We start from the raw sequence: 23,995 nt of genomic DNA, 5'->3' as shown, positions 1-23,995 counted from the left end.
GCTTTCAACAGCCCGAGAATGTTCGAACTGCGGCCTCGTCGAGGGTGCAGGCGATCCATTCCGGCAGGGGGACGGCCGCGCTCCGCGCCGCCGCGGTCCAGCGCTGTTCCTGCGCGGAGGAGACCTCAACGGAGATGGTCACCCTGGGCTGGCCGCTGTCCTCGTTGCGGGCGCGGCTCGCCTGGATCTCTTTACGCAACTTGCTCTGCGGCCAGCCTTCGGTCTCCGCTCGCGTGAGCCAGATCTCCTGCTCGTCCTCCGGGAGGGCGGCCACTTCGGCATGGTGCTGCAGGCTCAGCGTGTCCCGTCGACGGGACATCGGGAATTTGCGGGCCACCCACGCGTAGTTTCTGAGCGTCTTGTACGACAGCGAGGTCTTGGCGAGGGCTATCCGGTACCGGTCGGGGAAGTACTCCGCGCCATAGACGAGCCAATCCCCGAGCCACCAGGCGGAGGAGTCGGCAATCACGCTCAATTGGTCGCCGATTTTCCGCCACGATTCAAAGGACATGTCCGCGGGGAGTCGCAGCCCGAGCCTCCGGGCCTGTACGGCGGAGTCGAGCCCCAGCCTTCCCGACAAGGGATTTCCGCGCACGCCGGCCGCGGCCCGACGGGCGGCGTCGCGCTCCCCTTCCTTCGCTGGGACAGAATCGAGAAGTGGCATCGCCATTGAGCATCATCCCCGTGGTTCTGAAACTCTAGAAGAGCGCTGACGTCGGCTCGGCCCCGGCTCAGGATGCAGATTCGTCGAGGCCGGCCCCGTGACCACGACCATGGGCGCTGGAGAGTTCCGTCTGTCCCCCGAAAGCTGTCGCAGGCGTGGCCGGTCAATACGCCGGTGGGCAATGCCTTCATCCGCGCGGGCGCTTCGCGACAGCAGGACGCGATCAGTTGCTGACGGAGACACGGCAGCGGCCAGGAGGGACTCGGTCACTTGCTGGTTCTCCTGAGTAGGCTTTCTGCTAACGGCAGTCAGCAAAACATGTCAGTATATTTTTTATCTATATTTGGGATGTCGACCCTTTTAAAGCCGCAGCCGCGGAGCCGTCGAGGAGGAGCGCGAGAGCCTCCAGGGCGGCCCGCGTGTGCTTGGCGTCTTCCAGTGCGGTGATGGGCAGTGATGCGGCTTCCAGCCAGCGCAGGGCGCTCGCTATCTCGGGCATCCGCGGGGGCCGGCAATCGGCGGGGACGAATGCGAAGTCTCGAAGCGCCCGCCGCAGCGTCTCGTCATCTGGTCGGCCCGGCCGGTCGGTGGTGAGTACGGGGGTGACGTTCGGCAGCGCGTCCGTCATGCCTTGTGGCCGTGCCGAGTGAGGCCAGCGGGTTTCCGCGTAGGCCATGGCGAAGGCGTACCAGGCGCGCGCGTTCTTCGCCTTGAGCATGGATTCCGGGAGTCCGGTCTCCACATCGAACGCTTCGCCACGTTTGGCGGCCTGCCGAAAGTCGGACAGCCAGTTGTCCCCGAGCGCCTTGGTGCCGAAGCTCCTGGACTTCTCCCGGCCGCCGACCTTCCAGCGGACTTCGTACGACGGCTTCTTGCTCGACTTGTTCCGGCGAATCTCCCAGTACGTGGCGCTGTATGACGTGGTCACGCCGCCTCCCGGAGGGTGTCAAGCCATGCGGTGAACTCGCCACGGTAGACCCGGATCTCCCCGTTGGGGAGCTTGAAGCCTTCCGTCGCCTTGCCGATCTCCCGCCAGCGGTAGAAGGTCCGGCGGGAGATTCCCCCGAGTTCGTCGAGGATCTCGGGACCGTCATCAGCTCGTCGCGCTTCCTCATGCCGCCCTCCCTTCCGTTGCCGAAAGATCTTGTCCGTCTGCTTGGGCTTGGAGTTGGTTCATGTGGTTGCGCCATCGCTGGCGCTCGTGGATCGATCGCGGCAGCCTTAGGCGAGTGGGGCACGTTCGCGTCTCCGGTAGGAATGGGTCTCCAGACGTAGCGGTGCGGGTCAGTCGGCTGGTCGGCCCCGGCCGAGGGGTTCCAGAACCCAGGTACGGCGGTCCTGCTTGTGCTCGGCGAGGGTCTTGTTCGACCACTTGCGGGAGACGAGGACACGGCGTCCGGCATAGCCGAGGTGTTCCGGCTTATGGGCCTTGGAGCGGCACCGGCCAGGAGCCATTCCGGCTTTGGCGCCCTTGGGCTGCACGCCGTAACGGAGCCAGTTCGGGCAGGCAGGCGAGCACGGCTCGTGGCGCAGGGCATCGACGAAGCGGGCCGCGTGCTCCCGCTGGGTCTTGTCGTCGAGGGCCTCATCCCAGGTGGACAGGACCTCATCTGCGTCGGGGTCGAGATAGCCTGCGCCTTCGTCCCAGACAGGCAGATGATCGCTCTCATACTTCACGTGTCGACGGATGGCCACCACATCTGGTGGTACGTCGCCGCCGCGATCTGCTTGATCTCCGCCCGAGGCAGGGTGCCACGGATCGCCATGAACCGGTCCGGGTTCCATGGCCTCCATCAAACTCGGTGCTGTTCGATCACGAATCCAGAGCGAATCACCGACCTGAACATACGCCGACGAGACCGGCTCGGCGGCCCCTCTACGAACCACATGCCGCTTGAACTGCACGGATGGAGTTTTCGGCAGGCGCAGGTGGGTGCGCAGCACCTGGGCGGTGTCGGTGTCCAGGGCGACGGTCCGCACCGTCGCCTGGATCACCGAATCGGCCGAGGGAACCGCACCCAGTCGGCTACCGTCGACTCTCCGCGTCGCGCTCGTTCGACTGGACGCAATTACCGCAGAGCCACCCGTCCTGCGCCAGGAGGTGGGATTGACCGAGCGCGCCCGGCTCGATCAGGCCGGCCAGCAGAGCGAGGACGGCGAGCTGGAAGCGGCTCTTCGCTCCCAGCCTGGTATGCAGTTCGGCGACCCTGCGTTCCACGGTGCGCAGGCTGACGCCGAGGCAGCGGGCGATGGCGCGGTCGGACATGCCCTTGGCCAGGAGCAGCAGCAGCCGCCCTTCGGCCTCGCGAATGAACACCGGTTCCATCGCCCCCGCATTCGGATAGTGGTCACCGACTGGTTCGTATCGATAGCAGAAAAGGCATGAGCACCATCCGCGATCTTGACCAGCGATCACCATTCTCGGCCAAAGAATAGAGAAGGACAAGAGAAAGTTTCCGCGACAAAACACAATTCGTTGATCGCGAATAGTGATTATCGGCCTCTTGGGTGGCGTCCAGCTCTGCAGTTTCAGTTCTGCAGTTAACCGTTGTCAAGCCCGCCTTCGGCCGTACTCCGGTCCGGCGGCGCAGTGAGCGCCTGGATCGCCTCCTGTCATGGCGATCCGGCTGCAAGCAAGGTACGAGCCCGTGGCGCGCTCGGACTTCTTTCCCTCCTCGGCGAAAGTCGGCAACGCAGAAGAAAGCATCTCGCACCCGCCCTGGCGAGCGCGGGAGGCACGTGGTAGTTTTTCCGGCTGGCAGGTCTGGGCGTGGCCACGTCCGTGACTCTAGGAAGGACTCCGCCGGCCGAAGCTGTATCTGGGCGCCCTCGCCCACCCCAGGAATGAGTGAATGCCGATACAGCGAATCTACCCAAGACGTAGGGGTGTTCATTTCGTGCGACACTGCTCACTGAGGGTTTTCCAACCTGAAACTGCAGGTTGGGGACTCGCCGGCGGCGACACGTTGATCGACATATAAAGAAGCCCCTGGTGGAAGGGTCGTCGACCAAGATCAACCTGTCCACCAGAGGCTTCGAGTTGCTGTTCTACCGTGCTGCGCTGCCATTGTCATCTCGGACGGTGTCCTACCTGTCCGACCTGATCCGCCGGCACCGCGAGAAGATCCGCTCCCCATGGCGGCGCCTCAACCCAGGTCAGCAGGCCCTCCTCGTGCTCGTGCACCTGCGCAAGGACGAAACGCTCACCGAAGTTGCGGCCGGCTTCGGCGTCGGAGTGGCCACCGCCTGAGGCTACCTCCGCGAGGCCATCGCCCTGCTCGCCACTCGCGCGCCCCGCTTGGACACGGTCTTACGCGCGGCCCGCCGTGCCGGCTATCCCTACCTGGTGCTGGACGGCACGCTCATCCCCATCGCCGGGTGGCAGCCGACCGCCCCTACTACTCGGCCAAGCACAAGAAACACGGCATGAACATCCAGGTCCTGGCTGCTCCCGATGGCACACCGCTGTGGACCTCCGGCTCATTGCCCGGCTCGGTACACGACCTCAAAGCGGCCCGCCTCAATGGTCACCAATGCCCGCGCACCGGGCGAACGCGCCAACGCTCAGCTGAAGACCTGGAGCATCCTGCACAAACTTCGCTGCTGCCCTCTTCTGTCAGGTCAACTCGTGAAAGCCATCCTGGTGCTACAGCTGCGCGAAGCCGGATGAAAAGAACTTACCGGCAAGCGATCTTCGGCGCTCTAGGCGGTCGAGCGCGGAGGGGCGACGTCTGCCGTCCCATGCCGCGCTCGGCACGTCGTGGTCCTCAGCCGGCAGGCATGGTCACTTCCTGGGTGGTCACCGCTCGAGCGCCCTTGTCGTCGATCACCGTGAGCTTCACGGTGTACGTGCCCGGCACCGGATATTTGTAGTAGGCGACCCGGTCGACCGAGCTGGCGCCGTTCCCGAATTCCCAGGTGTAGCTGACAATCGTGCCATCGGGGTCGGTGGACGGGTTCGCGTCGAACTTGCAGCCGGGGACGGGGAGGCACATCCATTCGAAACGGGCGGTGGGTGGCTGGTTGGCGCCGCTCCCAACGAGGGCGATCTGTTTGGTGGCCGTCGCGGTGAAGTGGTCGTCGTCCTCCACGATCAGCGAGACGAGATAGGTGCCGGCGGCGGCATAGATTCGTGACGCCGTGACGCCGTCGGCCGTGCCGCCATCACCGAAATCCCACCTATAGGAGGTGATGGTGCCATCGGGATCAGCTGAGGATGAGGCGTCGAAGGCGCAGTTGCGCAAGACCTGGTCGCAGCTCACCTGGAAGTCGGCGACAGGGGGATCCTCGCCGCCGTTGCCGCTGACGGTCACGTCCTGGGTATCGGAGGAAGCTGCGCCCTTGTTGTCGGTCACGGTGAGCCGCACCCGGTAGTCGCCGGGGCTCGCGTACGTGTGGGACGGCCGCGCCCCCGTACCCGTGGCGCCGTCACCGAAGTCCCAGGCGTAGGAGGCGACGCTGCCGTCGGGGTCGGAGGAGCCGGAGGCGTTGAAGGTACAGCTTATGGTCGTGTCATCGCAGGCGTGGGTGAAGCTCGCGACGGGCGGCCTGTTGGTGCCGGTTCCGATGGTCAGCCCGATCGTGCCCTGGCTGACTTTCTGGCAGGTTGAGGTCGCGCCGGGCTCCCCGAAGGGGGTGATGAACGCCAGTTCCATGGTGCCGCTCTCCAGCGTGAGGTAACCGGTCCTGCTCAGGAGAGCCGAACTAGAGACAGCGCTGGGCAGGGCCAGATAGCTGTACGGCTGCAGTTGCCCCTGCTGCTTGCTGCCCTCACCGCCGAGGATGCCGTTCCAGGCGCCGCTGAGATGAACGTCGGCACTGACGGCGAGCCGACTGCCGGCCGGATAATATCCTCCCACAGCCAGCCGGGTCGCGCCTTTGTACGTCAATAACCAGTCCGCGGTCAGCGTTCCGTTGACATAGTGTTCCGGTTCGACCGTGCCCATGCTGACCTCGAGGTCGACCCCGGATCCGGCGAGGTCGCCGGTGCAATGGTAAGACATCACAACGCGCCACCCTGCGGCATTACTCGGCGATACCATTCCGCTCAGAAATACGAGTGTGACGATAAGGCCGGCAGCAGGCCTGCTGATTCTTGCAGACAAAAGAGCGGTCCTTTCTTGCGGATGCTGGCTGGATCGTAGGAATCCAGCCGTCGTCATGCAATGGCAAGCTTCTCGAAAGGACCCGGCCGCATGGTGGAGCGCGCAGCGCGCCCCGCTCGGTGATGCCACCGTTTCGGCCTTTGGAAACGTGGATGCAGCCCGGTGGCGGATCACCGCCACATCGGCGTCAAAGGCTTGACCCAACGGCGCTGTTGTGCCCTTTCCTGCGCCGATCAGGAAACACGAATTTTTAGATCATCTCTTGCCGGATGGGGTTCCATCAGCGAAGATCACATCTGGCGATCGCGCATTGTCGTATCCCTCAGAATGCGGATGACCGGAGCCTGAGCCCTCTTCACCAGCCCCTCCGATTCGCCGGAAAATTCAACCCCGATTCTTCTGAAAGCCTCGGTCACGTGCGACCGGGCCATCTTGTCGCGCGCACAGGCATCATGGCTGCTTTTCTTGGATCGCCGGGCTCCCTTTTCTCGTTCGCGTGTTTCGCCGCCCTTTCCGAGTAACACCCCGTTCATCACAGTTGGTGGTCGCATGCCCAGGCGCTTATCCCCTTGGCCGGTCATTCTTGCCGTCCTCGTCTCAGTGCTCGCGTTGTCCGTCACCCCCGCTTCCGCGAAAACGACGCCGACTCCCGCTCCGCCGCCGTCACAGGCTCCCGCGGCACCGGCCGAGCAGCCGTACGAACCCGTGGAACAACCGGAGAGCGAGCTGCACAAGAAGCTCTCCAAGCAGCGCCCCGACTTCGGCCCCGAGGACAAGGTCACGCGGAGCTGGGCTCGCAAGGAGATCTCCGTCGACGAGTACATCCGTTACTCGCTGCAGCAGGTCATCGAGCCGGATCGGCTGCCTGAGCAGCTGCGCTCCACGGGGGAGTTGCCGCACTCCACCGGCCTGTCCGTCGCCCACGCGCTGTCGATGCTGGACGAGGCGTCCCCGGAGACCCGGAAGTGGGTCGAGAGCCTGGAGTCACAGCCGGGGCCGGACGGCCAGGCGGAGGCCCAGGCCGCGGGCTGGACCGACTGCGCCATGCCGCACTACGCGTTCCTGGTCTGGTTCTACTGCTTGCGCACCTTCACGGCGGCGGGCATCCCGTTCGAGGTCTATTACCAGATCGACGGGCTGAAAAAAGATCCGGAGACCGGTCTGCCGATCGACGGCATCAAAGCGGAGGACCTCCTGCCTGCGAACGGAGTGCCGGACGGAATCGACAAGATGGTCGCCTCGCTGACGGTGGCTGCTCAGCAGTACAAAGCCATGGGCTACGGTCTCACGGGCGACCACATCGAGGTCTACGTCGGCTTCGATGTCAACAACAATCCCGGACTGACTTTCCCGTTCGGTGACGTGGTTGATGGCGGTCCGGTCATCTTCCTGCCCTCGGACCCGGCCGACATCGGCAACGAACCCTGGTACACCTATCTGCCGCGGCATGAGCTGTTCCACGCGTTCCAGTACCACTACCTGCCGAATCTCCATCTCGGCATGAATCTGTCCTCGCTGAACTGGTGGATGGAGGCGACGGCTGAATGGGCCACGCATGAGGTCTACCTGCGTACCGGTGCGACTGCTCCAGGTTCAGCCGCATACGCCAGGGCAATCAGGATTTACCTGTCGGAGCCGAACCGCGCGATCAACACACATGACGGCATGGGCGGTTCCCGGCAGTACGGGCTAGCCCCCCTCGCGACCTACCTCACCGAGCGGATGAACAGCCAGTTCGTCCTACGCACGTGGGAGATGATGGACGACAAGCTGCCGCTGGAGGCGATCGGGCAGGTCACGGCTGGCTATGGGCACGGCATAGCCAACGAGCTGCGCGGCTACATGGTCGCCAACTACCGGCTGGAGGCGCCCGTACAGGCGTTGTCGGACTTCATCGGCGCCTCCACCGGCTACGGGGACACCGACGCCAAGAACGTATGGCGTACCGGGCTCGTCGGCAGTCCCGGCCGACCCAGAAGCCAGCATGCCGCGCCCGCCTGGAACGCCTCCCAGAGCGGTGTCGTGAACATGGGCCCCGGCGGCACCCACTACGTGGAGATCTACCCGCCGGCCAGTGGGCAAGGACGCGTACGGGTGCGGGCTACGGGATCCACCACGTGGGAGACGACCAACCTGCACTCACTACTCGTGGTGTTCCCCTACACCGGTGGCACCGTCTCGATGAACCCGCTGCGCTGGGCACTGCCGGACGCGAACGGTGACATGTCCAGCACGCTCAAGCCAGGCGAGGTCGGAGTCCTCATGGTGCTGCGCGCCGACCTGGTGCCAGACTCCGGCGACGCCGTCGACTCGGCGTACAACGTGACCTGGAACGTGTCGCTCAACTCCGAGACCGGCGTCAAGATCATGGTCGTCGGGGACTCCATCACACACGGTAGTGAGGGCGACTACACCTGGCGGTACCGCCTGGCCAACCACTTCGCTTCCAAGGGCGTCCAGGTCGACTTCGTCGGACCTCGGCGCGGCACGTATGACAAGTACTCCGACCAGCGGGCGATCGCACAGATCGAGGGGCGCGCACAGCCGCCGCAGGAGTTCTATCCCGGCCCGTCCAACGGCCCCTACCGCGACGGGAACTTCGACAGTGATCATGATGCCATGTGGGGCTGGACGTACGCCGACGCCATGGGCAAGATCAAGGCCGACGTGGCCGCGGCCAAGCCCGACTACCTGGTCGTCGCGCTCGGCTTCAACGACATCGCTTTCTGGGGCGGAGCGGACTCGACCATCGGCTACTTCAAGGACTTCATCGCCCAGGCCCGCGCGGGCAAGTCGGACCTCAAGATTCTTGTCTCCAACGTCATCAACCGCACCGAGCTCGCGGGCTACGAGTGGCTCAACCCGGCCATCAAGGACTACAAGGCCAAACTGCCGGCCGCCGCGGCCTCGCTGTCCACGTCCAGCTCGCCAATCTACGTCGTGGACGTCAACACCGGCTTCAACCCGGCCACTGACGCCTACGACGGGCTGCACCCCAACGGTGTGGGCGAGTACAAGTTCGCGAAGGCGTTCGCGGACGCCTTCGCCTCCCGGTTCTCACTGGGCGCCACGTTCGGCTCCGTTCCGAGCAGCGTCCCGGACATCACTGTCAGCACCCCCGCGTGGGTGACCGCCACCCCGACCCCCGAGGGCATTACCATCCGCTGGGCCCGCGTGTTCGGCGCGAGTGGCTACTACATCCACAGCAGGGACGCGACGACGGGCCAGGCCTTCGAGAAACTGCCACTCGCGATCGGGGGCGACCACTGGATCACCAGGTGGGTCACCAAGGGCCACCGCTACGAATTCAAGATCTCCGCGGCCCGCGGGACGACGGAGACCGCGCCGACCGACGTCGCCGCCGCCGAGCCGAATCCGCTGACCCCGCCGGCACCGACCAACGTCAAGCTGACCCCAGGCGACCAGAAGGTCACCATCACCTGGACCGCCAGCACCGGCGCGAGCGGATACCAGCTCTACGGCGTGGGGTCGGATGGCGTCTGGCTGCCCAACAAGGACGTGACCGGCACCTCCGCCACCTACACCGGGCTGGCCAATGGCCGTACCTACAACATCGCCGTCGCTGCCGTCAACCAGTACGGCGCCGGCATGCCCGGGTCCAGCCTCGGCGCCCGCCCGGGCTACGGCGCACCACCGGCGGTCAGCATGATTGACGCTTGGACGAGCAACCACTACGAAGCCAACCTGACCTGGCAGGACTCCATCACCGCCACCGGCTACTGGCTGGAGGGCATGGATCACACTGCGGCCAGCCCGACCTGGAACCGCATCCCCGTGCCGATCACACCCGACGACGCAGGACACAACCCCGGCTTCACCGCAGGGTATCTCTTCACCGGAGCGGAGAACCACAGCTACCGCGTCATCCCCGCCAACGGCACGATGGAAGCACCGCCATCGGCGGCCAAGAGGGTGCGCTACATCGCTCCGGCACCGCTGACCGACGCCCAACTGAAGGCATTCAAGGAGGAGGCGCGCAAGGCGGCGGAGCCGCGCAACCAGCTTCCCAAGCCGGCGATGAATCTGCCGCGTCCTGACGCCGAGAACTGCTACTGCACCACATCGCCGTGATGACATGCATGTGCCGGCGTACGGTGGCGCCGGGCGCCGGCACATGCTTTCCTGACTACAAATAGTCCAGCGGCCAAGGGGTTTCGTGAAAAGGATTATCTGGCTGGCGTTGCTCCCGGCATTGATTCTCGCCCTCACCGCCTGCCAACCACGCGTCAGCCGGTGGGTGGACGTCGAGAACCGCACCGGTGAAACCGTGACGGTGAAATGGCTCGGTGACACGATTTACGACCGGCAACTCCCTCCCGGGGAATCAGTCCAGATTCCAGTCGTGTCGGGAGGCTGCCTGCGTAACGGAGCCGAGGACGTGATCGTGGCCGAGACGGCCAGTGGACGCCGCTTCGTCTTCGGCCCGCCCGCCTGCAAAGGCGGGAAATGGACGCTGCCCGCCCGCTGATCCACACTTGCGCTCCGTGCGGCTCCAACTTGAGGTCGCGGACGGCCGGGTGTGACAAGAACCCCAGGCAGGTGCCGGCGACCGCCCGCGAGGTCTGCAGAACCACGCCCTCAAGCTCTGGTCCCGATTCCATCCGCTGGAACTACTCGGCCTGCAACGCCGGCAGCCTGACAAGCTTCCGTAACTGCTCATCATCGCCGACGACAGCGTCGAACGCGTCTCGGGTGATCTTCTGTGTTAGCCCCTGTGGGGCTCGAATACTCGATCCGCATGGTGACCTGCAGCATTGGCAGGTGTGCCGATCTTGAACGCCACTGTCTGTGTAGGCGTTTGATCTGAGTTGATTGCGGCTTATGTCCTAAGTAGGTGCCCCGCCAGGTTGGCGGGCTCGTCCGTTATGCGCTTAGTCAGTTCGAGTTCAGGCGCTTTGTTTTATGGACAGATCGGTACGGGCCTCATAGCAGTGGCATGGTTCTGTTTGTTCGAGCGGCCGATATTCGGGGAAAGTCGCCCGCCCGCGTCCCACGATCCGGCCGGCGCCGTCGCGGATCATGGCGTCGATCGTCTGGCGCGAATGGTCGGTGGCACCTCCTGGCAGCGGGACGAACACGACGGGGACGGGTGAGGCCGGGGCCGGCGTGGCGCGCATGACAGGCAGCTCGCCCTTCTCGCAGGCCCCGCGCCGGTCGCACACCTCGTACGTGCGCCCCTGCACCGCGACCGCCCCCTCCATCAGGAGTTGTACGCCGCTCCCCCCGCACGGCCCGCACTGCACCTGGGCCGAGCAAGCGGCCAGCAGCGCGACCGCGCCGGCGATCAGCAGGGCGGTGAGAGGTGAGGGCGGGGCGGTGGTCATGGTCAGCTCCAGAGACAGGCGGCGGTCCGCGCCCGGAAAGGGGCGCGGACCCAGGCGTCATGGCTGGTCGCAAGCTATTCCGACCCACAGTCCGCAGGGCAGTGGTGTGGCCGTGACGTGCGCCGATGCAGGGCCGTCGCCGCCCAGGTTGTTCTCCACGACCCAGAACTCGTATTGGCGTGGGTGTTCGGGGTCACCGTCGACCGAGGTATACCAGGTCATGGTCTTGGCGGGGAAGGACTCGGTCTTCAGCACGGTCGAGCCTTCCTTGCGTACGACCCTGAACCAGACGTCGGGGGTGTTGTCGGTCCAGGTGATCGTCACGCTGCCGCGGCCAGCCGTCGCCTTCACGTTGGTCGGCGCGGTGGTCGGGGGTGGGATGACGGGGGTCGCCGTGGCCGTGTTCGACCAGGTGCTCCCGCCTGATCGCCAGGGTCCGGCCGAGACCCGGAAACGGTAGTTGTGGTAGGCCACCAGGTGCTCCATCGTGAAGGAGCGTGTGCCGCTGATGGGGTAGGGCATCGTGCACCACCCGCCCTGGGAAGCGGCCGTCTTGCAGTTGGGGTCACTGGCGGGCGGGTTGTTCCAGTTCGGGTCGGCGGTGTCGTCGTGGTATTGGACGTTGTAGATCCACATGCCCACGGGACTCATCGTCCATTGGAGCGCCACCCCCGTGTCGGGTGTGGGCGTGGCCGTCAGTGCAGGCGAGGGCGCCGAAGCCGGGGTGCTGCCGCACTTGCTCGTGCCGTAGGAGTCGTCTACGGTGTGCCAGGTCATCTGGGACGGCGGCACGGGTGGCGTGTTCGGGTAGGCGGTCGGGGCCGGGGCTCCCGTGGTGGGCAGGGCCCCCGAGGAGCCGGACAGGCCCGGCAGCACCACGTTCAGGAAGCGCGGACGATAGACGCGGGCGTCGTAGTCGTTCTCACCCATGCACGCGTTGTCGATCCTGAGCGTGTTAGGGGTGTATCCGACGAGCACCCGGCTGCCGTTGGAGAACTGCGGGTGGATGCGGTACTCGTACTGGACCCGGCCGAAGGGGAGCTGAGGGGCGAACAGTACGTTCTTCGGCGTCGTGGAGGAGAACTCCCACGGCTGGTCGGCGTAGTACGCCACCGCTGACCAGGTCGTGGCGCCGGCTGAGGTGTCCGTGGTCAGCAGCACGAACTTGCCGTTGATCTTGGCGACCGAGAACCCGTTCGACACGCCGGCCATCATCCGGGCCGAGGCCGATGCCTGGTTTGACCAGCTGGTTCCCGTGTAGTACTCCCACTTGCTCCAGTCGGTGATAGCGCCCTGCGGGACCCTGGCCAGGTGCAGGTACTTTGTGGGCGGGGAGGCGATGTCCTCGTCGCCGTAGATGTAGGTGTAGCCGCCCTCGTCGAGCACGGCGATGCCCCACTGGACGTTCGTCCACGGCACGCCCAGTATCTGGGCGGCGGAGTGGCTCAGCTTGCTGCCATCCCAGGTGAAGGTGGCCAGCGCGCTCCCGACCGGCCAGTCGGGGAAGCCGGCGTTCCCGGACGGGGATTGACCGTCCATGACGACGTAGAACTTGTACAGGGTGTTGCCGGACATGATCCCGTCGCCGCCGAAGATGTGGTAGCGCGCCTGGTTGTCGAAGGGCGGGGGACTGGCTACCAGGGTGCCGGGGTGGTTCCTGGGGTTCAGGTAGGGGTCGACGGGCCCGCCGAAACTCTTCAGCGTACTGCCGGTGCCCTGCTGCACGACGGCCATGTTGCGGGGCTTGCTGTTGAGGAACAGCGGCCGCATGCCGTCGGCCCCGATCTCGCCCCAGAAGGAGTCGTTGAAGAACCAGGCGGTGCTGCCGTCGGGCAGCCTCGTGGACTGCGCGCCGTCGCCCCCGTTCCAGTCACCGCTCTTGTCGCCGTAGTTCTGCCAGAGGTTGTCCCAGCTCGTCGCCGACGTGACGTTGATGGGGGTGACCGGGAGCACGGCCGCCGCGCTGAGGTACGGGCCAGTCGTGGGCGAACTCGTCTGCCGGGCCGCGACCTGGACTGCCAGGCTCGACCGGCCGCTGACGATCGCGTTCCAGTCGCTCGGCAGCGGCTGGTACGACAACGCCCCGCCCACCGCGACGCTCTTGATGACCGTGCCCGATGACCCGTCTACGTACTGGACCTCGAAGTTGTTGTTGCGGTGGGCGGGCGGGCCGCCGGGAGCGTTGTTCCAGCTGATCGTCGGCGGGAAGTTCTTCGCGACGGTCAGCTCAGGGGCGATGCCGTGCGCGGACAGGACCTTCTGGCCCTCCTTGCGTTGCGCCCAGCTTCGGCCGGAACTGAGCCCTTGGTAGGCGGCCGAGAGCGAGGACGGAGTCGCGGAGACCATCACGTTGAGCACATCGGTCATCGAACCCCAGACGGCGTTCTCGCCGGAGTTGCTGTCGACTTGGGAGTCGTACAAGTCCCACAGGACTCGCTGCACCTCCATCTCGCTGTCCTCGCCCTCGGGGGAGCAGACTCGCGCGCCGGCGCCGGGAGGTGCCGCAGACGCGGTCTCAATGTCGTAGTAGAACAGGTCACCGGCGCTGTTGGGCGGGACGAGCGGGGCGTCAATGTAGATCGTCGGGGTGTAGTTCGGGATGCCCGCCGGCACTCCCTCGTCCTGAAGCGCACGCAGCCCGTAGAACGTGGCCCAGCCCTCGCTGAAGGCCAGAGCGTTGGCGTCCTGCTTGGACCTGCCGCCGACCCAGGCATGATCGCAGATGTCGTGGTCCCCTCCAGGGCTGCTGGCGAACCCGCCCTCCGCGGCGACCACATGCCCCGACTCGTGCGCGAGCACGGTCCAGTCGAAGGCGTCCTCCTCGCAGTACACCGTCGGGTTGGTGGAGCACACGACCGAGCTGCCGGCCATCTCGATGAGCCCGTTGTACGACTGAGACCCGCTGGCCGGATAACGCACCCGGAGCTGGTCGTGCCAGGTGGAGCGGCGGATCTTCTGGTAGTAGAGCCCGACCGTGCGAAGGGCGTCCAGCAGGGCGAAGGCGCGCCTGGTGTCGTCGTTGGCGGTGATGTCGATATTGACGCCGGAGTAGGCGTTGCCCGGAGACCATGTGTGAGTACCAGAGTTGATGTAGTAGGGCCTCAGGGTGCCCCAGTCGATGGTGCCCACCTGGTTGTCGGTGCTGACCTTGAGAACGTACTGGCCGGCCGGGAATTCTCCGATGGTGCCGGTGAAGTCGCCGCTGTCTGTCGTCCTGCCCAGCTCGAACGTCTGCGGGCCGTCCGTTTGAACGAGTTCCAGCAGGGCGTTGCGCACACCGCGTTGGACATACCACAGGTCGCGATAGGTGATCCTTCCGGAGATCGTGACGCCTGCCGCCGCAGCGGCCGATCTGTTGGCCGGGGCGAGCGGCTCGACCTTGATCGCGTCGGGGTCGAAGCCGGGGGCGGTGTGGAGCGGGAGTGCCTTGGCGCGGTACTCCTCCTCCGTCAGGCGGCCCAGCTCCCGCGCGCGCAGCAGCTCCGCCTCGGGCAGCGCCTGGAGCCCGGCGGCCGTGACGACGCCGTAGTCGCCGCCTCGTACGGCCAGGTAGGCCGAGTCCGCGGCCTGCCCGCGGCTGGACAGGACCGCCACGATTCCCAGGTCTCCCCGCACCCGCGAGGCCAGCTCCACCTTCCTCTCGGCGGAGGTTCCCTTGGCGAGGTTGCCCAGCCCAGGCGCGCCCAGCTCGGTGGCCTGGTCGTCCTTGACCACGCTGACCAGCAGCGATGCGGCGGGCACCGGCACGAGCGCGGTGACCTTGACGGTCACGGTGCGCCCGTCCTGGCCGACGTCGATGGCGAGGTCGGCCAGGTGGAGACTCTCGCCGTCGGTCTGCTCCGCACCGGCGGAGGCCTCCGCCGACAGCGTCTGGGCGTAGGAGACGGGCGTGGTTCCGGGTAACACGATGAGCAGCGCGGCGAGCGCCGCTGTGAGGGCATGGCTTTTGCGCACGACAGGTCATCTCCATAGGGGTGATCGCGAGAGTGGTCATGCGCTCGGGAGACATGACCGCGGCTGCTGAGACTCACTCGTCGTAAGGTCCGGGCCGGGTGGCGGACGGCGTGCTGAAGGGCTGTGAACCGAGCCGAAGTCGGGCGGGACGGAGAATCGCCCGATTTCGGGGACCGGCCCGATGCACGGACAGTCCCGCGAATTGATGATGACGCGACCGGACACCCGGAAGCGCCGGGGTCCTCTTGTCTTTAATCACGGCCTTATCGGTTACCGATCTCGATAATGACCGATCGGGATCTCACAGACAATGGTGCCATGCGGAAATCCGCGTTTCCCCTTCAGGCGGCCAGGGATTCAGCGCTTTAATCTGCGTAATCAGGGCGTGTGGATCGGCGGAGTCGCCCGCCCGACCAAGCCATTATCACGCACTTTCCGCGACCGTCAATGGCGGATGCCCGCCATGATCTGCCCTTGCTCCGTAATGACCGGTCCTGATATTAACCAGAGAATCGCGTGCAATGCACGGATGAGTTTTCGACGGTCACACGGCCATGAGAGGTAAGGCCTTTATGGAAAAGCAGAGCATTTCGCGGTGGATGCTGGCCTTCGATGCTTCCTGCGGCAGGTGCAGGCAGATCGCCGGCGAGGTCAAGAGGTCCGGCAGCAACAACCTGGAGATCGTGCCCCTGACGCGGTGTGACGTCGTCGAGTTGCGCGAGCGCGCGTTCGGAGGGCCCGCACCACACGCGCCGACCCTCCTTCGCATCAGGGATGACGAGGTAAGAGCCTGGACGGGCGCCGCGATGGGAATCAGGCTCCCCCTGCTGCTCGGTTTAGGAGGAACCCGGCGGCTCCTGGCGGCGCTGGGCGCGATGAAGTATCAGGGCGGCACTCCCGAGCAGAGTACGCCGGGCAGGCGCCGCTTCCTCGGGCTCGCCGGGCTGGGAGTCGCGGCCGCGGTGCTCGCCGCGCGGGCGACCCCGGCGATGGCCGATCCAGGACCGTCTGCGGCCGAGAAGTGGGTGCAGGCGAACATCGACAAGCTTCCCCAGACGTACAACGAATTCATCACTCATGACATGGCTCACCGCAGGGCGATCTATCAGGCCCTGTCCCCCGCGACTCGACGGCAGCTCTGGCTGGCGCAGCTCGACCAATATCGCGCCACGCATGCGAAGCCGACTCCGGAGCTGGACCGCATCCTCACGACGGCCGAGGGCCTCCTGACGGAAAGAAACGCCCTCGCGGACGAGTCCACCGTCGACTTCGCGCACAAGAAAAAGGCACTGGGAGAAGAGGCCATCGCCGTTCTTGGAAAGCAGGAGGCGGGCAACCTGCTGGCACAACTCGGCCCGTCCGAAGTCACCCCGTCGGCGGCGGTGGCTTCGACCTGTACCTGTAACGTGACCGAGGATTTCTGCGGTAGTGCGGACTGCCGATCGGGTGCCTACAGCTGCAGCAGGACCACCGGGTGCGGGTGGTTCTGGGACGCCCCCTGCAATGGAATGTGTTGCGAGCACACCACGGCCGGGTGGCTCTGCTATTGACCAGCGACGTGGCCGGGCCTGCCAAGAGCGTTGGCGCCCGGCCACGTTCCCGAGCATGATGTCTGTGAAACGTTCACCGTGCATCCGGGCCGTCACCGGCCCCACATTCCAGGAGAGCATGTGTCCATCACGCCAGCAGCGCGCCCCTCATTCCTCACGCGTTCCGCCGGCGCACTCGATGACCTGGGGCTGGCGTGCCTCACTGTCGTCCTCTTCGTCGCCGTAGCCCTCGCTACGGGAATCCGTTCACCATGGCCGCACGTCATCGCGCTGGCCCTCTTTCTTGGCGCGTTGTTATTCGTGCGGCGGCGTTGGCCGGTTCCCGTCCTCCTGCTGTCGGTGGCCGCCATATTCGCCTTCCACCTCGTATCCTGGTCCCCCGCCGGCTGGATCTGGCCGGCGTGGGCGGCGTACTTCACCGTGGCGGCCATGTCGAGAATCCGCTGGCTGCTTATTGCCGGAGGGGTGCAGCTCGTCTACTCCGCCATCCATGCCTGGCAAATAGTGGACAACAATCCGGCCCGGTATGTCCTGCACACTCTCGGCGAGGCCGCGCTGCTGGCGTTGATCGCCGTTATCGGACTTGCTCACGCGAGGCGAATGCGCGCGGGGGCTGATGCCTCGCACGGCAAGCCCGAGCCCGGATCCACGAAGTAGCGTGGGAGACGCTTCCCGAACGGGCTAGAGAGCTTCAAAGCCGGAAGTACGGGGGGTGTCGAGGTCGGTCTTGGCGATGAAGCCGTTGATCAGCTGAGGCCGGTACTGAATCTTCTTCAGCCGCTCTTGATCAGGCGGGCGAGTTCATTCAGGGGTTTCTTGGCGAAGTTGCCTGGGGAGCGCTTCAGGTGGGCTCGGACTCCTTCGACGGGGTCGAGTTCGGGGCGTAAGAGGGCAGTTGGATGGCGGTCAGCCAGGTGCGGTGCCGCCGCCCCCGACCACGACCGCGAGGCCCGGCAGGCCGTAGTACACCGGCTCGAAGTAGCCTCGAGGAACTTGTCCAGTTAGGGGGTGTTCAGGTCCATGCCGAGCAGCGTGCCGACGATTCCGAGGATGAAGCCCACGACGATCGCCCACCCGAACGGGACGGCGAGCACGATGCCGGCACCGGTGGCGAAGCCCTTGAGGAGGTCCCGACCTCCATGCGACCGCCTGAGCTTGCACGCCGCTCTCAGCACCGGCCCCGCCGTCTCTTGGGCAGCTTTGTGGGCCACCTCCGGCAGGACCGAGACATACGTATCGGCGGTCAGCACAATGCTGGCATGCCCCAGCATCGCCTGCACCACCTTCAGGTCGGTGTGCGCGGCCAGCGCCAGCGTGTCCCCGCCCTCGCGCTCAGCTCCTCTTGCCGCTCTCGGTGCCGTCTCAGCGCCCGCACGGTCTTCGCGTCCAGGGCCACCACCCGGCAGTCGGCGGCGCTTTTCGGCGGCCCGGTCACGACCTGGCCGTCGGCGTGCGCACTCGCTGCTGCGTCACCGTCAGCTCCGCGGCCTGCAGGTCGACGTCCGTCCAGCGTAGCCCGGCCAGCTCACCGCGGCGCAGTCCGCGTAGCGCGGCTGCCGCCAGGCGGCGTATAGGCGGTCCTGCGCGATGCCGGTCAGGAAGGCCGCGAGTTGTTGTTCGGTCCAGACCGCCACCGCCGGACGTTCTGCTGTTTGCTGCCAGGCGCGGTCCGTCCGGCGGTCCAGACGACTGGATGCGGTCGTCGGGGGTGGGGGAGTTCGGCGCCGTTGGCCGGGTTGATGGGGATCAGCCGGGCGCGCACCGCCGCGTTCAGCGCGGTCCGCAAGGTGGCGTGGATCCGCACCGCGGCAGCGGGCGACAGTCGGCGACCGGTTGGCGAGGGGCGGGACGCGAGCGTCGCGAGCAGTCCGTTGACGTCGCGGGAGGTGAGCTGGTGGAGCAGGATCCGTCCCAACTGCGGGATGAGGTAGAGACGGATGTGTGTGGCGTAGCCTTGCCGGGTCGACGGACGCAGGGCGTCCTAGCTGGCCGGCCAGCGTGCCAGCCACTGTCCGAGGGTGCATCCGGCCCCTGCACCGTCGCGGTCGGCAACGGCCAGGGCTCGGCCTGCCGCGTGCGCTTCCTCGGAGTCGGTGTAACCGCCCTGCCGCTGCTCGTCCAGGCCGCGTACCTGGACCGCGAAATACCAGCTGCCGTGATCGTCGTCCACCGGCAGACGCGGACACGTCATACCTCGCTGACGTCCCGTCTCCGCATCCACACAGCCGCATCGCCTGCTGACCTGCACACGCGACCCGCCTGATCTCGCTGCGCCGAGTACGGTGCGCGCTCTGCTCGTGTGGCTGTTCACCAACGTCACCCGAGCGCTCGCCGCCGCGGTGACCCCGTGGTGAGCGCGCAGGTGTGCCTGAGGCCGAATGGAGGAGGCCGGGACTGGTTCCGCTCTGCGCGAAGCCAGCGGAACTCGACAGCGCTGTCTATCTATGGTGTGGAGTATGGCCTCCTCCATCCCGCAGCCATCTTCCATCTCGCCGCTACGTCCAGCGATCGATCGGACCGCCCTCAAGCCCTCTCCGGCTCGCGAGCCGCTGTGGCGGCAGGTGCTCGGTGAATGTCTGAGGGACCTTCGTCAACAGCGGGGCGAGAAGTTGAGTGAGACGGCGGGTCGCGCCGGAGTCTCGCCGCAATATCTCTCCGAGATGGAACGAGGCGTCAAAGAGCCGTCGAGTGAAATGATCGCCGCGGTCGCCGGCGCGCTGGATGTGACCCTGGTCGATCTGACTCTTGCTGTCGCAGAGAGTTTGCGGTCTGCCCAGACCAGCGGGTCGAGGGGTGCTGTCTGCTCGGCGGCGTATGCTCTGGCCGCTTAGCGGCTTGCCGGGGTTGTTCGTGGGCCTATGAGTGCTCCTCGATGATCTGATCGAGGAGCCCGTACTCCAAGGCCGCGGCCGCGGTGAACACGCGATCGTGATCGGTGTCGGCGCGTAGGGTCTCGATCGTCTGGCCGGTGTGCCGTGACAGGATGCGCTCGATGTCTGCCCGGACTCGTACAACCTCGTCGGCCTGCAAGATGAGGTCGGGGATCGTTCCGCGCCCCTGAGCGGCTGGTTGGTGCAGGATCACGCGTGCGTGGGGGAGAGCGGCACGTTTTCCCTCGGCACCCGCGGCGAGAAGGACGGCTCCGACCGCGACGGCTTGTCCGACGCAGGTTGTCGAAACCCGCGGGCGGATATGGCGCATGGTGTCGTATATCGCGAGCATCGCACTCGGATCACCACCTTCGCAGTTGATATAGAACTGTATTTCGGCATCGGGGTTGTCCGACTCCAGAAAAATCAGCTGCGCGATGAGCGCGTTGGCGACGCCCGCGTCGATCGCGGTGCCCAGATAAACGATTCGCTCGGTGAGCAGATGCGAGTAGACATCCATGATCCGCTCGCCTCGAGGATTCTGCGCGATGACGTTCGGTATCGTATATGTGGTCACTTGCCGACTCCTTCGGTGACGCCGAATCCGGGCCGCGGGCGATTGTGTGGCGCGACTTCGTCGAAGGTCTGCACGATCGCATCTATGAAACCGTAGTCGAGCGCCTCTTGCGCTGTGTACCAACGATCGTGCAGAGAATCCTCGAATATGCGCTCGACGGACTGGCCCGTGTCCTCGGCGATAAGACCGAGCACCGTGTCACGAGTATGCCGGAGGTCGCCGGCCTGCAGTTCGATGTCGACCGCGGTGCCACCGATTCCCGCCGAGCCCTGGTGCATCAGGACGCGTGCGTGCGGCAGGGCGCGGCGCTTGCCTCGGGCCCCCGACGACAGCAGGAATTGCCCGGCGCTGTAAGCGATGCCCAGCACGAGGGTCGATACGTCACAGGGAATGAGGCGAATGATGTCGCGAATCGCCAGCATCGAGGGGACCGAGCCGCCCGGGGAGTGAATCCACAATGCGATATCGGTCGACGCGTCCTGGGTGGCGAGTGCTATCAGTTGCGTGGCCAGCAGTGTCCCGTTGTCGTCGTCGAGAGGGCCGTCGAGAACGAGAACACGCTGCTCGTAAAGCTCTCGTCTCATCCGCTGGTTGAACAACGGAAGTTTCGATTCTTCGCTCATGCGTCCATCATGTGAGGCGATTCGCATCGGCGTCGACACGATCCGCCTGCGGCAGATCTGCTCTGAGCAGCGTGACCTGCTGAGCAGGGGCATGTGGTCACGTTCCGCAGGGCACTCGGGTCGGCTTCAGGGCGCATCTGGTCAGGAGCCGGTTTCCGGATGGGCACCTGAGCATTCGCTCGGCATGGACAGCGGATCGAGTGTCGCCAGTCACTACTCGGGGCAGAGGATGGCGTCCCCCGTCCTGGAGGCGAGCGGGTCGATGGCGGGATCGCGGTGGGCGCTGGCCAGGGTGAGGGACATGACGAGTTGGACCCGCCCGTCCCGCGAGCCGAAGGTGGGGGTGTGAAGCCGGGCGAGCTGCTCTTGACGGCCTTGTACTCACTCTGGCTCTCGCACACCTCGAGGGTGGGTAGCGGGGATCCATGGGCGGCCGGCAGGCGTTGAGCTCCTCTAGTTCCTCCTTCGTCAGCAATTCGTACGTGTCCAGCGCTCCCGGTGAAAGGCGCTGAGGTCGTCGGCGGTGGAGATCACGCCTCCGGCGGCGTAGCCGTCAGCTCGGCGAATGCCCTCCGTACGTCTCCCCGTTCCGGTGAGGAGTCGATGGTCGCGCCCGCACGGGCCGGGCACGGTGCACCTGTCCAACGGGACGACGGTCGAGGTCGAGGTCGAGAACGACGGGGCACCCGAGCTGGCCGACCTCATCGTGGTGCCCGGCAGCGGGCCCGGCGCCTGATGCTCCTGGGACGTGGTCAAGCGTCCAAAGACATGGAAATCATGGTGCTCCGGCATGAGCTGGCTGTGCTGCGGCGTCAGGTCGTCCGGCCGAAGCCCAACTGGGCCGATCGAGCGGTCCTGGCCGCCCCTCCGACCAGCAGGTATCACAGAACGTGATCGTGGGTAACGACCGCTTGGAACATTGAGTGGCTGAGAGGGATGGCCATGTTTGACGGTCGCTGGATGCACGGTGCGCTGGCCGCGCTGGTCCCGCTGGGGCTGACCGCGGGCCAGCCCGGCCCGTCCGGGTCTCCGGCGCGGGAGAAACCCCCGGTCGTGCTGTTCCCCGCGTTCCATTTCACCAAGCTCCAGGCGACCGTACGCGACCAGACCACGGCGCCGGGCTGCCCGCGCTCTGGCACCTTCCAGGACTGGTTCCGCAACGACCAGCCGAGCAGGTTCAGCCAGGTCTGCCGAGACCGGTTGCTCACCCTGCGCTACCGCGACGATCCGTCGCTGCCGATGCCGCGGCGCTTCGCCGAGCAACCGGGCGTCACCGTCGAGATCATGGACTACGGCCGCACGGACAGCGCACCGTACTACGAGGCTCTCTACCGCAGGCTGGAGACCGCCGGGTACGTCCGCGACCGGGACATCCGGGTCGCCGGGTACGACGCCCGGCTCACCCCCGACATGGGCGGTTTCTTCGAGCGCACCCGCCGGCTCATCGAGGACACCTACCGCGACAACGGCGAGCGGCCGGTGCACCTGGTCGGCCACTCCAACGGGCCGCTGTATGCCCAATACCTGCTCACCCACACCAGCCAGGCGTGGCGAGACCGCTACATCCACGGCTTCACCCCGATAGCGGGCAACATGCCGGGGCAGGGTCTGATGTACTCCGTGATGTTCACCGGGCAGAACATCCAGGACTTCGGCTACCCCACGACCAGGCAGAACGCGCGGAGCAGCGCGCGGATGTACCAGAGCGCCCCCTCGACCTACATGAGCGCCGCCGACCCGGCGGTCTTCGGCGACCGTGAGGTCGTCATCCGTGACTCCTCGACGGGCCGCTCCTACACGCCTCGCGACTATCCGCGCCTGTTCGCCGACGCGGGGCTGCCGACGGCCGGGAAGATCGCCGCGTACTACATCGGCTTCGTCCGGTTCGCCGATCCGAGGTCGTTCCCTGACGTGGACGTCTACGGGGAGAAGGGTTCCGGCCTGCCCACGGTCGTCGGGGCCCGGCTGGCGAACCTGTCCACCGGCCAGATCCCCGACCCCGGTGGCTTCCTGCGGCGCGACGGCGACGGTAACCAGGAGGACATCACCAACAACGCCATCCTGGCCTGGCGGGCCATGCGCTGCCATCACTTCAGCCTGACGGACAATCCCGGCGTGGAGCACGGCGCGCTGCCCAACGACCCCGCCCTGCTCGACCGCCTGGTCACCGTCCTGGGCCGACCGCGTACCCGCTGCCGGTAGCCGGCTGCTGCGGGGGGCCGAGTTCGCGTATCTGTCGGCCTGCGGCACGGGCCAAGCCGGGGACCGGCTGCCCGATGAGGCCCTGCATATCGGCGCCGCGTCCCACCTCGCGGGATTCGCCGACGTGGTGGCCTGCCTGTGGCCACTCTCGGACGACTTCGCCGGCCGAAAGCGCTACACCGAGCCGGCCGCCTTGAAACGGTGCGAGCCGATGCTCCAGGTGAACCGCGCGGCCGCAAGTCGAACGCGCCGATCACCTGGTGCAGGGGTGAATGTGTTGCGACCCAGGAAGTGCCCGGCCAGGGTGCCATCGCGCGAGGGCCAGGCCTCCTTGCGCACAATGGCCGCCGCTGGTGCTGATCTCGGCTCAGACCGGAACGTGGCAAAGTTCCCGGTGGGTCCTGCCGGGGCTGTTGACTGGCTTTCGGGTGTACGCGGTGGACATGCGCCGACATGGCAGGTCAACGTGGACTCGGGGGATTGCTTCCGGCGCAGAGCCCCCAGACCCAGATCCCTGTGCTCTCCAAGCAGTTGCCCAGAGACTGACCCTCACAGGGTTCGGTCATCATTGGTGCGGTGGCTTCCGAGAAGCCCATTACGAAGCCGACAACGCGGTCCCAGAAGCCCCCGGGGGCCTGAGGTGGTGGAGGCGGCACGACGGCTGCTTCCGCCGATGGTTCCGGTTTGGTGTCGTCCAGGGACGGGCTTGTAGTAGGAGTCGCCGGTTTCGCAAGTAGATGCACAGGCCATCTGGGGCAGGAGCCCGGTGGGGTCGCTCCAGGTGACGGGGTTGTTGCTGGAGTAGGCGTAGCCGATGTGGGTCAGGCCGGTGCTGTCGTTGATGCCGACGCCGAGGAAGCCGTGGTCTCCTTGCCAGATGCCGCTGCTGTCGCGCAGGCCGCCGAAGGGCAGGGTGCGGCGTTGGGCGATGGCTTGGGTGTTGCCGTTGATGGAGATCTGGCCGGTGCCTTGGTGGTCGGGAGCGAGGAAGTAGACTCCGCCGCTGCTGGTGCGCATGGCGACGGTGGCGTCGCCGTGGGTGTAGTAGCGGGTTGCGGAGGTGGCCGTGCTGGTCCGCTTCAACTCCATGCCGCCGGGCAGATCA

The 23,995-nt window shown here is 66.2% G+C and carries 21 protein-coding genes and 2 pseudogenes; 9 read left to right on the top strand and 14 right to left on the bottom strand.

Annotated features, from left to right (window positions below):
- Nucleotides 1-4 precede the first annotated feature (4 nt).
- The 4 genes from HD596_RS01880 to HD596_RS61190 all read right to left on the bottom strand — a co-directional run bounded on the left by HD596_RS01880 (nucleotide 5) and on the right by HD596_RS61190 (nucleotide 2,981).
- Nucleotides 5-664, bottom strand: coding sequence for an LmbU family transcriptional regulator (locus HD596_RS01880; RefSeq protein ID WP_185067584.1), 660 nt, complete (start codon nucleotides 662-664; stop codon nucleotides 5-7).
- Between the two features lie 337 nt (nucleotides 665-1,001).
- Entirely contained in the window at nucleotides 1,002-1,592 is a 591-nt protein-coding gene (locus tag HD596_RS01875; RefSeq protein ID WP_185067583.1) for a hypothetical protein, read from the bottom strand.
- A gap of 356 nt (nucleotides 1,593-1,948) precedes the next feature.
- A complete protein-coding gene (locus HD596_RS01870; protein WP_376775814.1) occupies nucleotides 1,949-2,659 on the bottom strand; it encodes a replication initiator in 711 nt (236 codons plus the stop codon).
- Nucleotides 2,660-2,690: 31 nt separating this feature from the next.
- Entirely contained in the window at nucleotides 2,691-2,981 is a 291-nt protein-coding gene (locus HD596_RS61190; protein WP_313042333.1) for a helix-turn-helix domain-containing protein, read from the bottom strand.
- 723 nt (nucleotides 2,982-3,704) lie between these two features.
- Between HD596_RS61190 and HD596_RS01860 the strand changes: the two are divergent.
- A pseudogene (locus tag HD596_RS01860) lies at nucleotides 3,705-4,334 on the top strand (transposase family protein).
- A gap of 97 nt (nucleotides 4,335-4,431) precedes the next feature.
- Here HD596_RS01860 and HD596_RS01855 read toward each other — a convergent pair.
- The gene (locus HD596_RS01855; protein ID WP_246555587.1) at nucleotides 4,432-5,667 is read right to left on the bottom strand and encodes a PKD domain-containing protein; all 1,236 of its coding nucleotides are present in this window, start codon (nucleotides 5,665-5,667) and stop codon (nucleotides 4,432-4,434) included.
- Between the two features lie 392 nt (nucleotides 5,668-6,059).
- Nucleotides 6,060-6,350 (bottom strand): hypothetical protein, encoded by a 291-nt coding sequence (locus HD596_RS01850; RefSeq protein WP_185067580.1) that lies wholly within the window; start codon nucleotides 6,348-6,350, stop codon nucleotides 6,060-6,062.
- Between the two features lie 124 nt (nucleotides 6,351-6,474).
- On the opposite strand from HD596_RS01850, the gene HD596_RS64585 reads away from it, so the two are divergent.
- Nucleotides 6,475-9,861, top strand: a complete 3,387-nt coding sequence (locus HD596_RS64585; protein ID WP_185067579.1) for a GDSL-type esterase/lipase family protein — start codon at nucleotides 6,475-6,477, stop codon at nucleotides 9,859-9,861.
- 85 nt (nucleotides 9,862-9,946) lie between these two features.
- The gene (locus tag HD596_RS01840) at nucleotides 9,947-10,258 is read left to right on the top strand and encodes a hypothetical protein (protein WP_221519134.1); all 312 of its coding nucleotides are present in this window, start codon (nucleotides 9,947-9,949) and stop codon (nucleotides 10,256-10,258) included.
- 418 nt (nucleotides 10,259-10,676) lie between these two features.
- Here the strand turns inward: HD596_RS01840 and HD596_RS01835 are convergent, their stop codons facing one another.
- Nucleotides 10,677-11,114 carry a hypothetical protein gene (locus HD596_RS01835; protein WP_185067577.1) on the bottom strand — a complete coding sequence of 146 codons (438 nt, stop codon included), beginning with the start codon at nucleotides 11,112-11,114 and terminating at the stop codon, nucleotides 10,677-10,679.
- Nucleotides 11,115-11,171: 57 nt separating this feature from the next.
- Nucleotides 11,172-15,068, bottom strand: coding sequence for a DUF5005 domain-containing protein (locus tag HD596_RS64580; protein WP_185067576.1), 3,897 nt, complete (start codon nucleotides 15,066-15,068; stop codon nucleotides 11,172-11,174).
- Nucleotides 15,069-15,640: 572 nt separating this feature from the next.
- Between HD596_RS64580 and HD596_RS01825 the strand changes: the two genes are divergently transcribed.
- Together HD596_RS01825 and HD596_RS01820 are read left to right on the top strand one after the other, a co-directional pair.
- Nucleotides 15,641-16,618 (top strand): bacteriocin fulvocin C-related protein, encoded by a 978-nt coding sequence (locus HD596_RS01825; protein ID WP_185067575.1) that lies wholly within the window; start codon nucleotides 15,641-15,643, stop codon nucleotides 16,616-16,618.
- Nucleotides 16,619-16,738: 120 nt separating this feature from the next.
- Complete coding sequence (locus tag HD596_RS01820; RefSeq protein ID WP_185067574.1) at nucleotides 16,739-17,275, top strand: hypothetical protein; 537 nt, start codon at nucleotides 16,739-16,741, stop codon at nucleotides 17,273-17,275.
- A 344-nt stretch (nucleotides 17,276-17,619) separates the two neighbouring features.
- Here the strand turns inward: HD596_RS01820 and HD596_RS01815 are convergent, their stop codons facing one another.
- The 3 genes from HD596_RS01815 to HD596_RS01805 form a co-directional block, all read right to left on the bottom strand.
- Nucleotides 17,620-17,898, bottom strand: coding sequence for a hypothetical protein (locus HD596_RS01815; protein WP_185067573.1), 279 nt, complete (start codon nucleotides 17,896-17,898; stop codon nucleotides 17,620-17,622).
- 195 nt (nucleotides 17,899-18,093) lie between these two features.
- Nucleotides 18,094-18,252 (bottom strand): hypothetical protein, encoded by a 159-nt coding sequence (locus tag HD596_RS01810; RefSeq protein WP_185067572.1) that lies wholly within the window; start codon nucleotides 18,250-18,252, stop codon nucleotides 18,094-18,096.
- Between the two features lie 347 nt (nucleotides 18,253-18,599).
- The gene (locus HD596_RS01805) at nucleotides 18,600-18,809 is read right to left on the bottom strand and encodes a hypothetical protein (RefSeq protein WP_185067571.1); all 210 of its coding nucleotides are present in this window, start codon (nucleotides 18,807-18,809) and stop codon (nucleotides 18,600-18,602) included.
- 265 nt (nucleotides 18,810-19,074) lie between these two features.
- On the opposite strand from HD596_RS01805, the gene HD596_RS01800 reads away from it, so the two are divergent.
- Nucleotides 19,075-19,449 carry a helix-turn-helix domain-containing protein gene (locus tag HD596_RS01800; RefSeq protein WP_185067570.1) on the top strand — a complete coding sequence of 125 codons (375 nt, stop codon included), beginning with the start codon at nucleotides 19,075-19,077 and terminating at the stop codon, nucleotides 19,447-19,449.
- 25 nt (nucleotides 19,450-19,474) lie between these two features.
- Here HD596_RS01800 and HD596_RS01795 read toward each other — a convergent pair whose 3' ends face one another.
- Nucleotides 19,475-20,065 carry a ClpP family protease gene (locus tag HD596_RS01795; protein ID WP_185067569.1) on the bottom strand — a complete coding sequence of 197 codons (591 nt, stop codon included), beginning with the start codon at nucleotides 20,063-20,065 and terminating at the stop codon, nucleotides 19,475-19,477.
- Entirely contained in the window at nucleotides 20,062-20,688 is a 627-nt protein-coding gene (locus tag HD596_RS01790; protein ID WP_185067568.1) for a ClpP family protease, read from the bottom strand. Before HD596_RS01790 ends, HD596_RS01795 begins: the two co-directional genes overlap by 4 nt.
- A gap of 592 nt (nucleotides 20,689-21,280) precedes the next feature.
- On the opposite strand from HD596_RS01790, the gene HD596_RS01785 reads away from it, so the two are divergent.
- The 3 genes and pseudogenes from HD596_RS01785 to HD596_RS65505 form a co-directional block, all read left to right on the top strand.
- On the top strand, nucleotides 21,281-21,424 hold the full coding sequence (locus HD596_RS01785; RefSeq protein WP_185067567.1) for a hypothetical protein: 144 nt from the start codon (nucleotides 21,281-21,283) through the stop codon (nucleotides 21,422-21,424).
- A 224-nt stretch (nucleotides 21,425-21,648) separates the two neighbouring features.
- Nucleotides 21,649-22,890, top strand: a complete 1,242-nt coding sequence (locus HD596_RS01780; RefSeq protein ID WP_185067566.1) for a lipase/acyltransferase domain-containing protein — start codon at nucleotides 21,649-21,651, stop codon at nucleotides 22,888-22,890.
- A pseudogene (locus tag HD596_RS65505) lies at nucleotides 22,796-23,041 on the top strand (CHAT domain-containing protein); the annotation flags it as partial. The gene HD596_RS01780 and the pseudogene HD596_RS65505, both read left to right, overlap by 95 nt.
- 398 nt (nucleotides 23,042-23,439) lie before the next feature.
- Here the strand turns inward: HD596_RS65505 and HD596_RS01775 are convergent.
- Nucleotides 23,440-23,979, bottom strand: a complete 540-nt coding sequence (locus HD596_RS01775; RefSeq protein WP_185067565.1) for an RHS repeat-associated core domain-containing protein — start codon at nucleotides 23,977-23,979, stop codon at nucleotides 23,440-23,442.
- Between the last annotated feature and the right edge of the window lie 16 nt (nucleotides 23,980-23,995).

This window comes from Nonomuraea jabiensis, from assembly GCF_014204795.1.
In the GTDB taxonomy this organism is placed as follows: domain Bacteria; phylum Actinomycetota; class Actinomycetes; order Streptosporangiales; family Streptosporangiaceae; genus Nonomuraea; species Nonomuraea jabiensis.
The sequence above is the reverse complement of the archived record's forward strand: the minus strand, read 5'-3'. Positions and strand labels throughout refer to the sequence as shown.

Coding starts and splice junctions, on each gene's coding strand:
- HD596_RS01880 (WP_185067584.1), bottom strand. CDS start 664: ATGCCACTTCTCGATTCTGTCCCAGCGAAGGAAGGGGAGCGCGACGCC.
- HD596_RS01855 (WP_246555587.1), bottom strand. CDS start 5,667: ATGTCTTACCATTGCACCGGCGACCTCGCCGGATCCGGGGTCGACCTC.
- HD596_RS01850 (WP_185067580.1), bottom strand. CDS start 6,350: ATGACCGGCCAAGGGGATAAGCGCCTGGGCATGCGACCACCAACTGTG.
- HD596_RS01835 (WP_185067577.1), bottom strand. CDS start 11,114: ATGACCACCGCCCCGCCCTCACCTCTCACCGCCCTGCTGATCGCCGGC.
- HD596_RS01825 (WP_185067575.1), top strand. CDS start 15,641: ATGGAAAAGCAGAGCATTTCGCGGTGGATGCTGGCCTTCGATGCTTCC.
- HD596_RS01805 (WP_185067571.1), bottom strand. CDS start 18,809: ATGACGTGTCCGCGTCTGCCGGTGGACGACGATCACGGCAGCTGGTAT.
- HD596_RS01800 (WP_185067570.1), top strand. CDS start 19,075: ATGGCCTCCTCCATCCCGCAGCCATCTTCCATCTCGCCGCTACGTCCA.
- HD596_RS01790 (WP_185067568.1), bottom strand. CDS start 20,688: ATGAGCGAAGAATCGAAACTTCCGTTGTTCAACCAGCGGATGAGACGA.
- HD596_RS01780 (WP_185067566.1), top strand. CDS start 21,649: ATGCACGGTGCGCTGGCCGCGCTGGTCCCGCTGGGGCTGACCGCGGGC.
- HD596_RS01775 (WP_185067565.1), bottom strand. CDS start 23,979: ATGGAGTTGAAGCGGACCAGCACGGCCACCTCCGCAACCCGCTACTAC.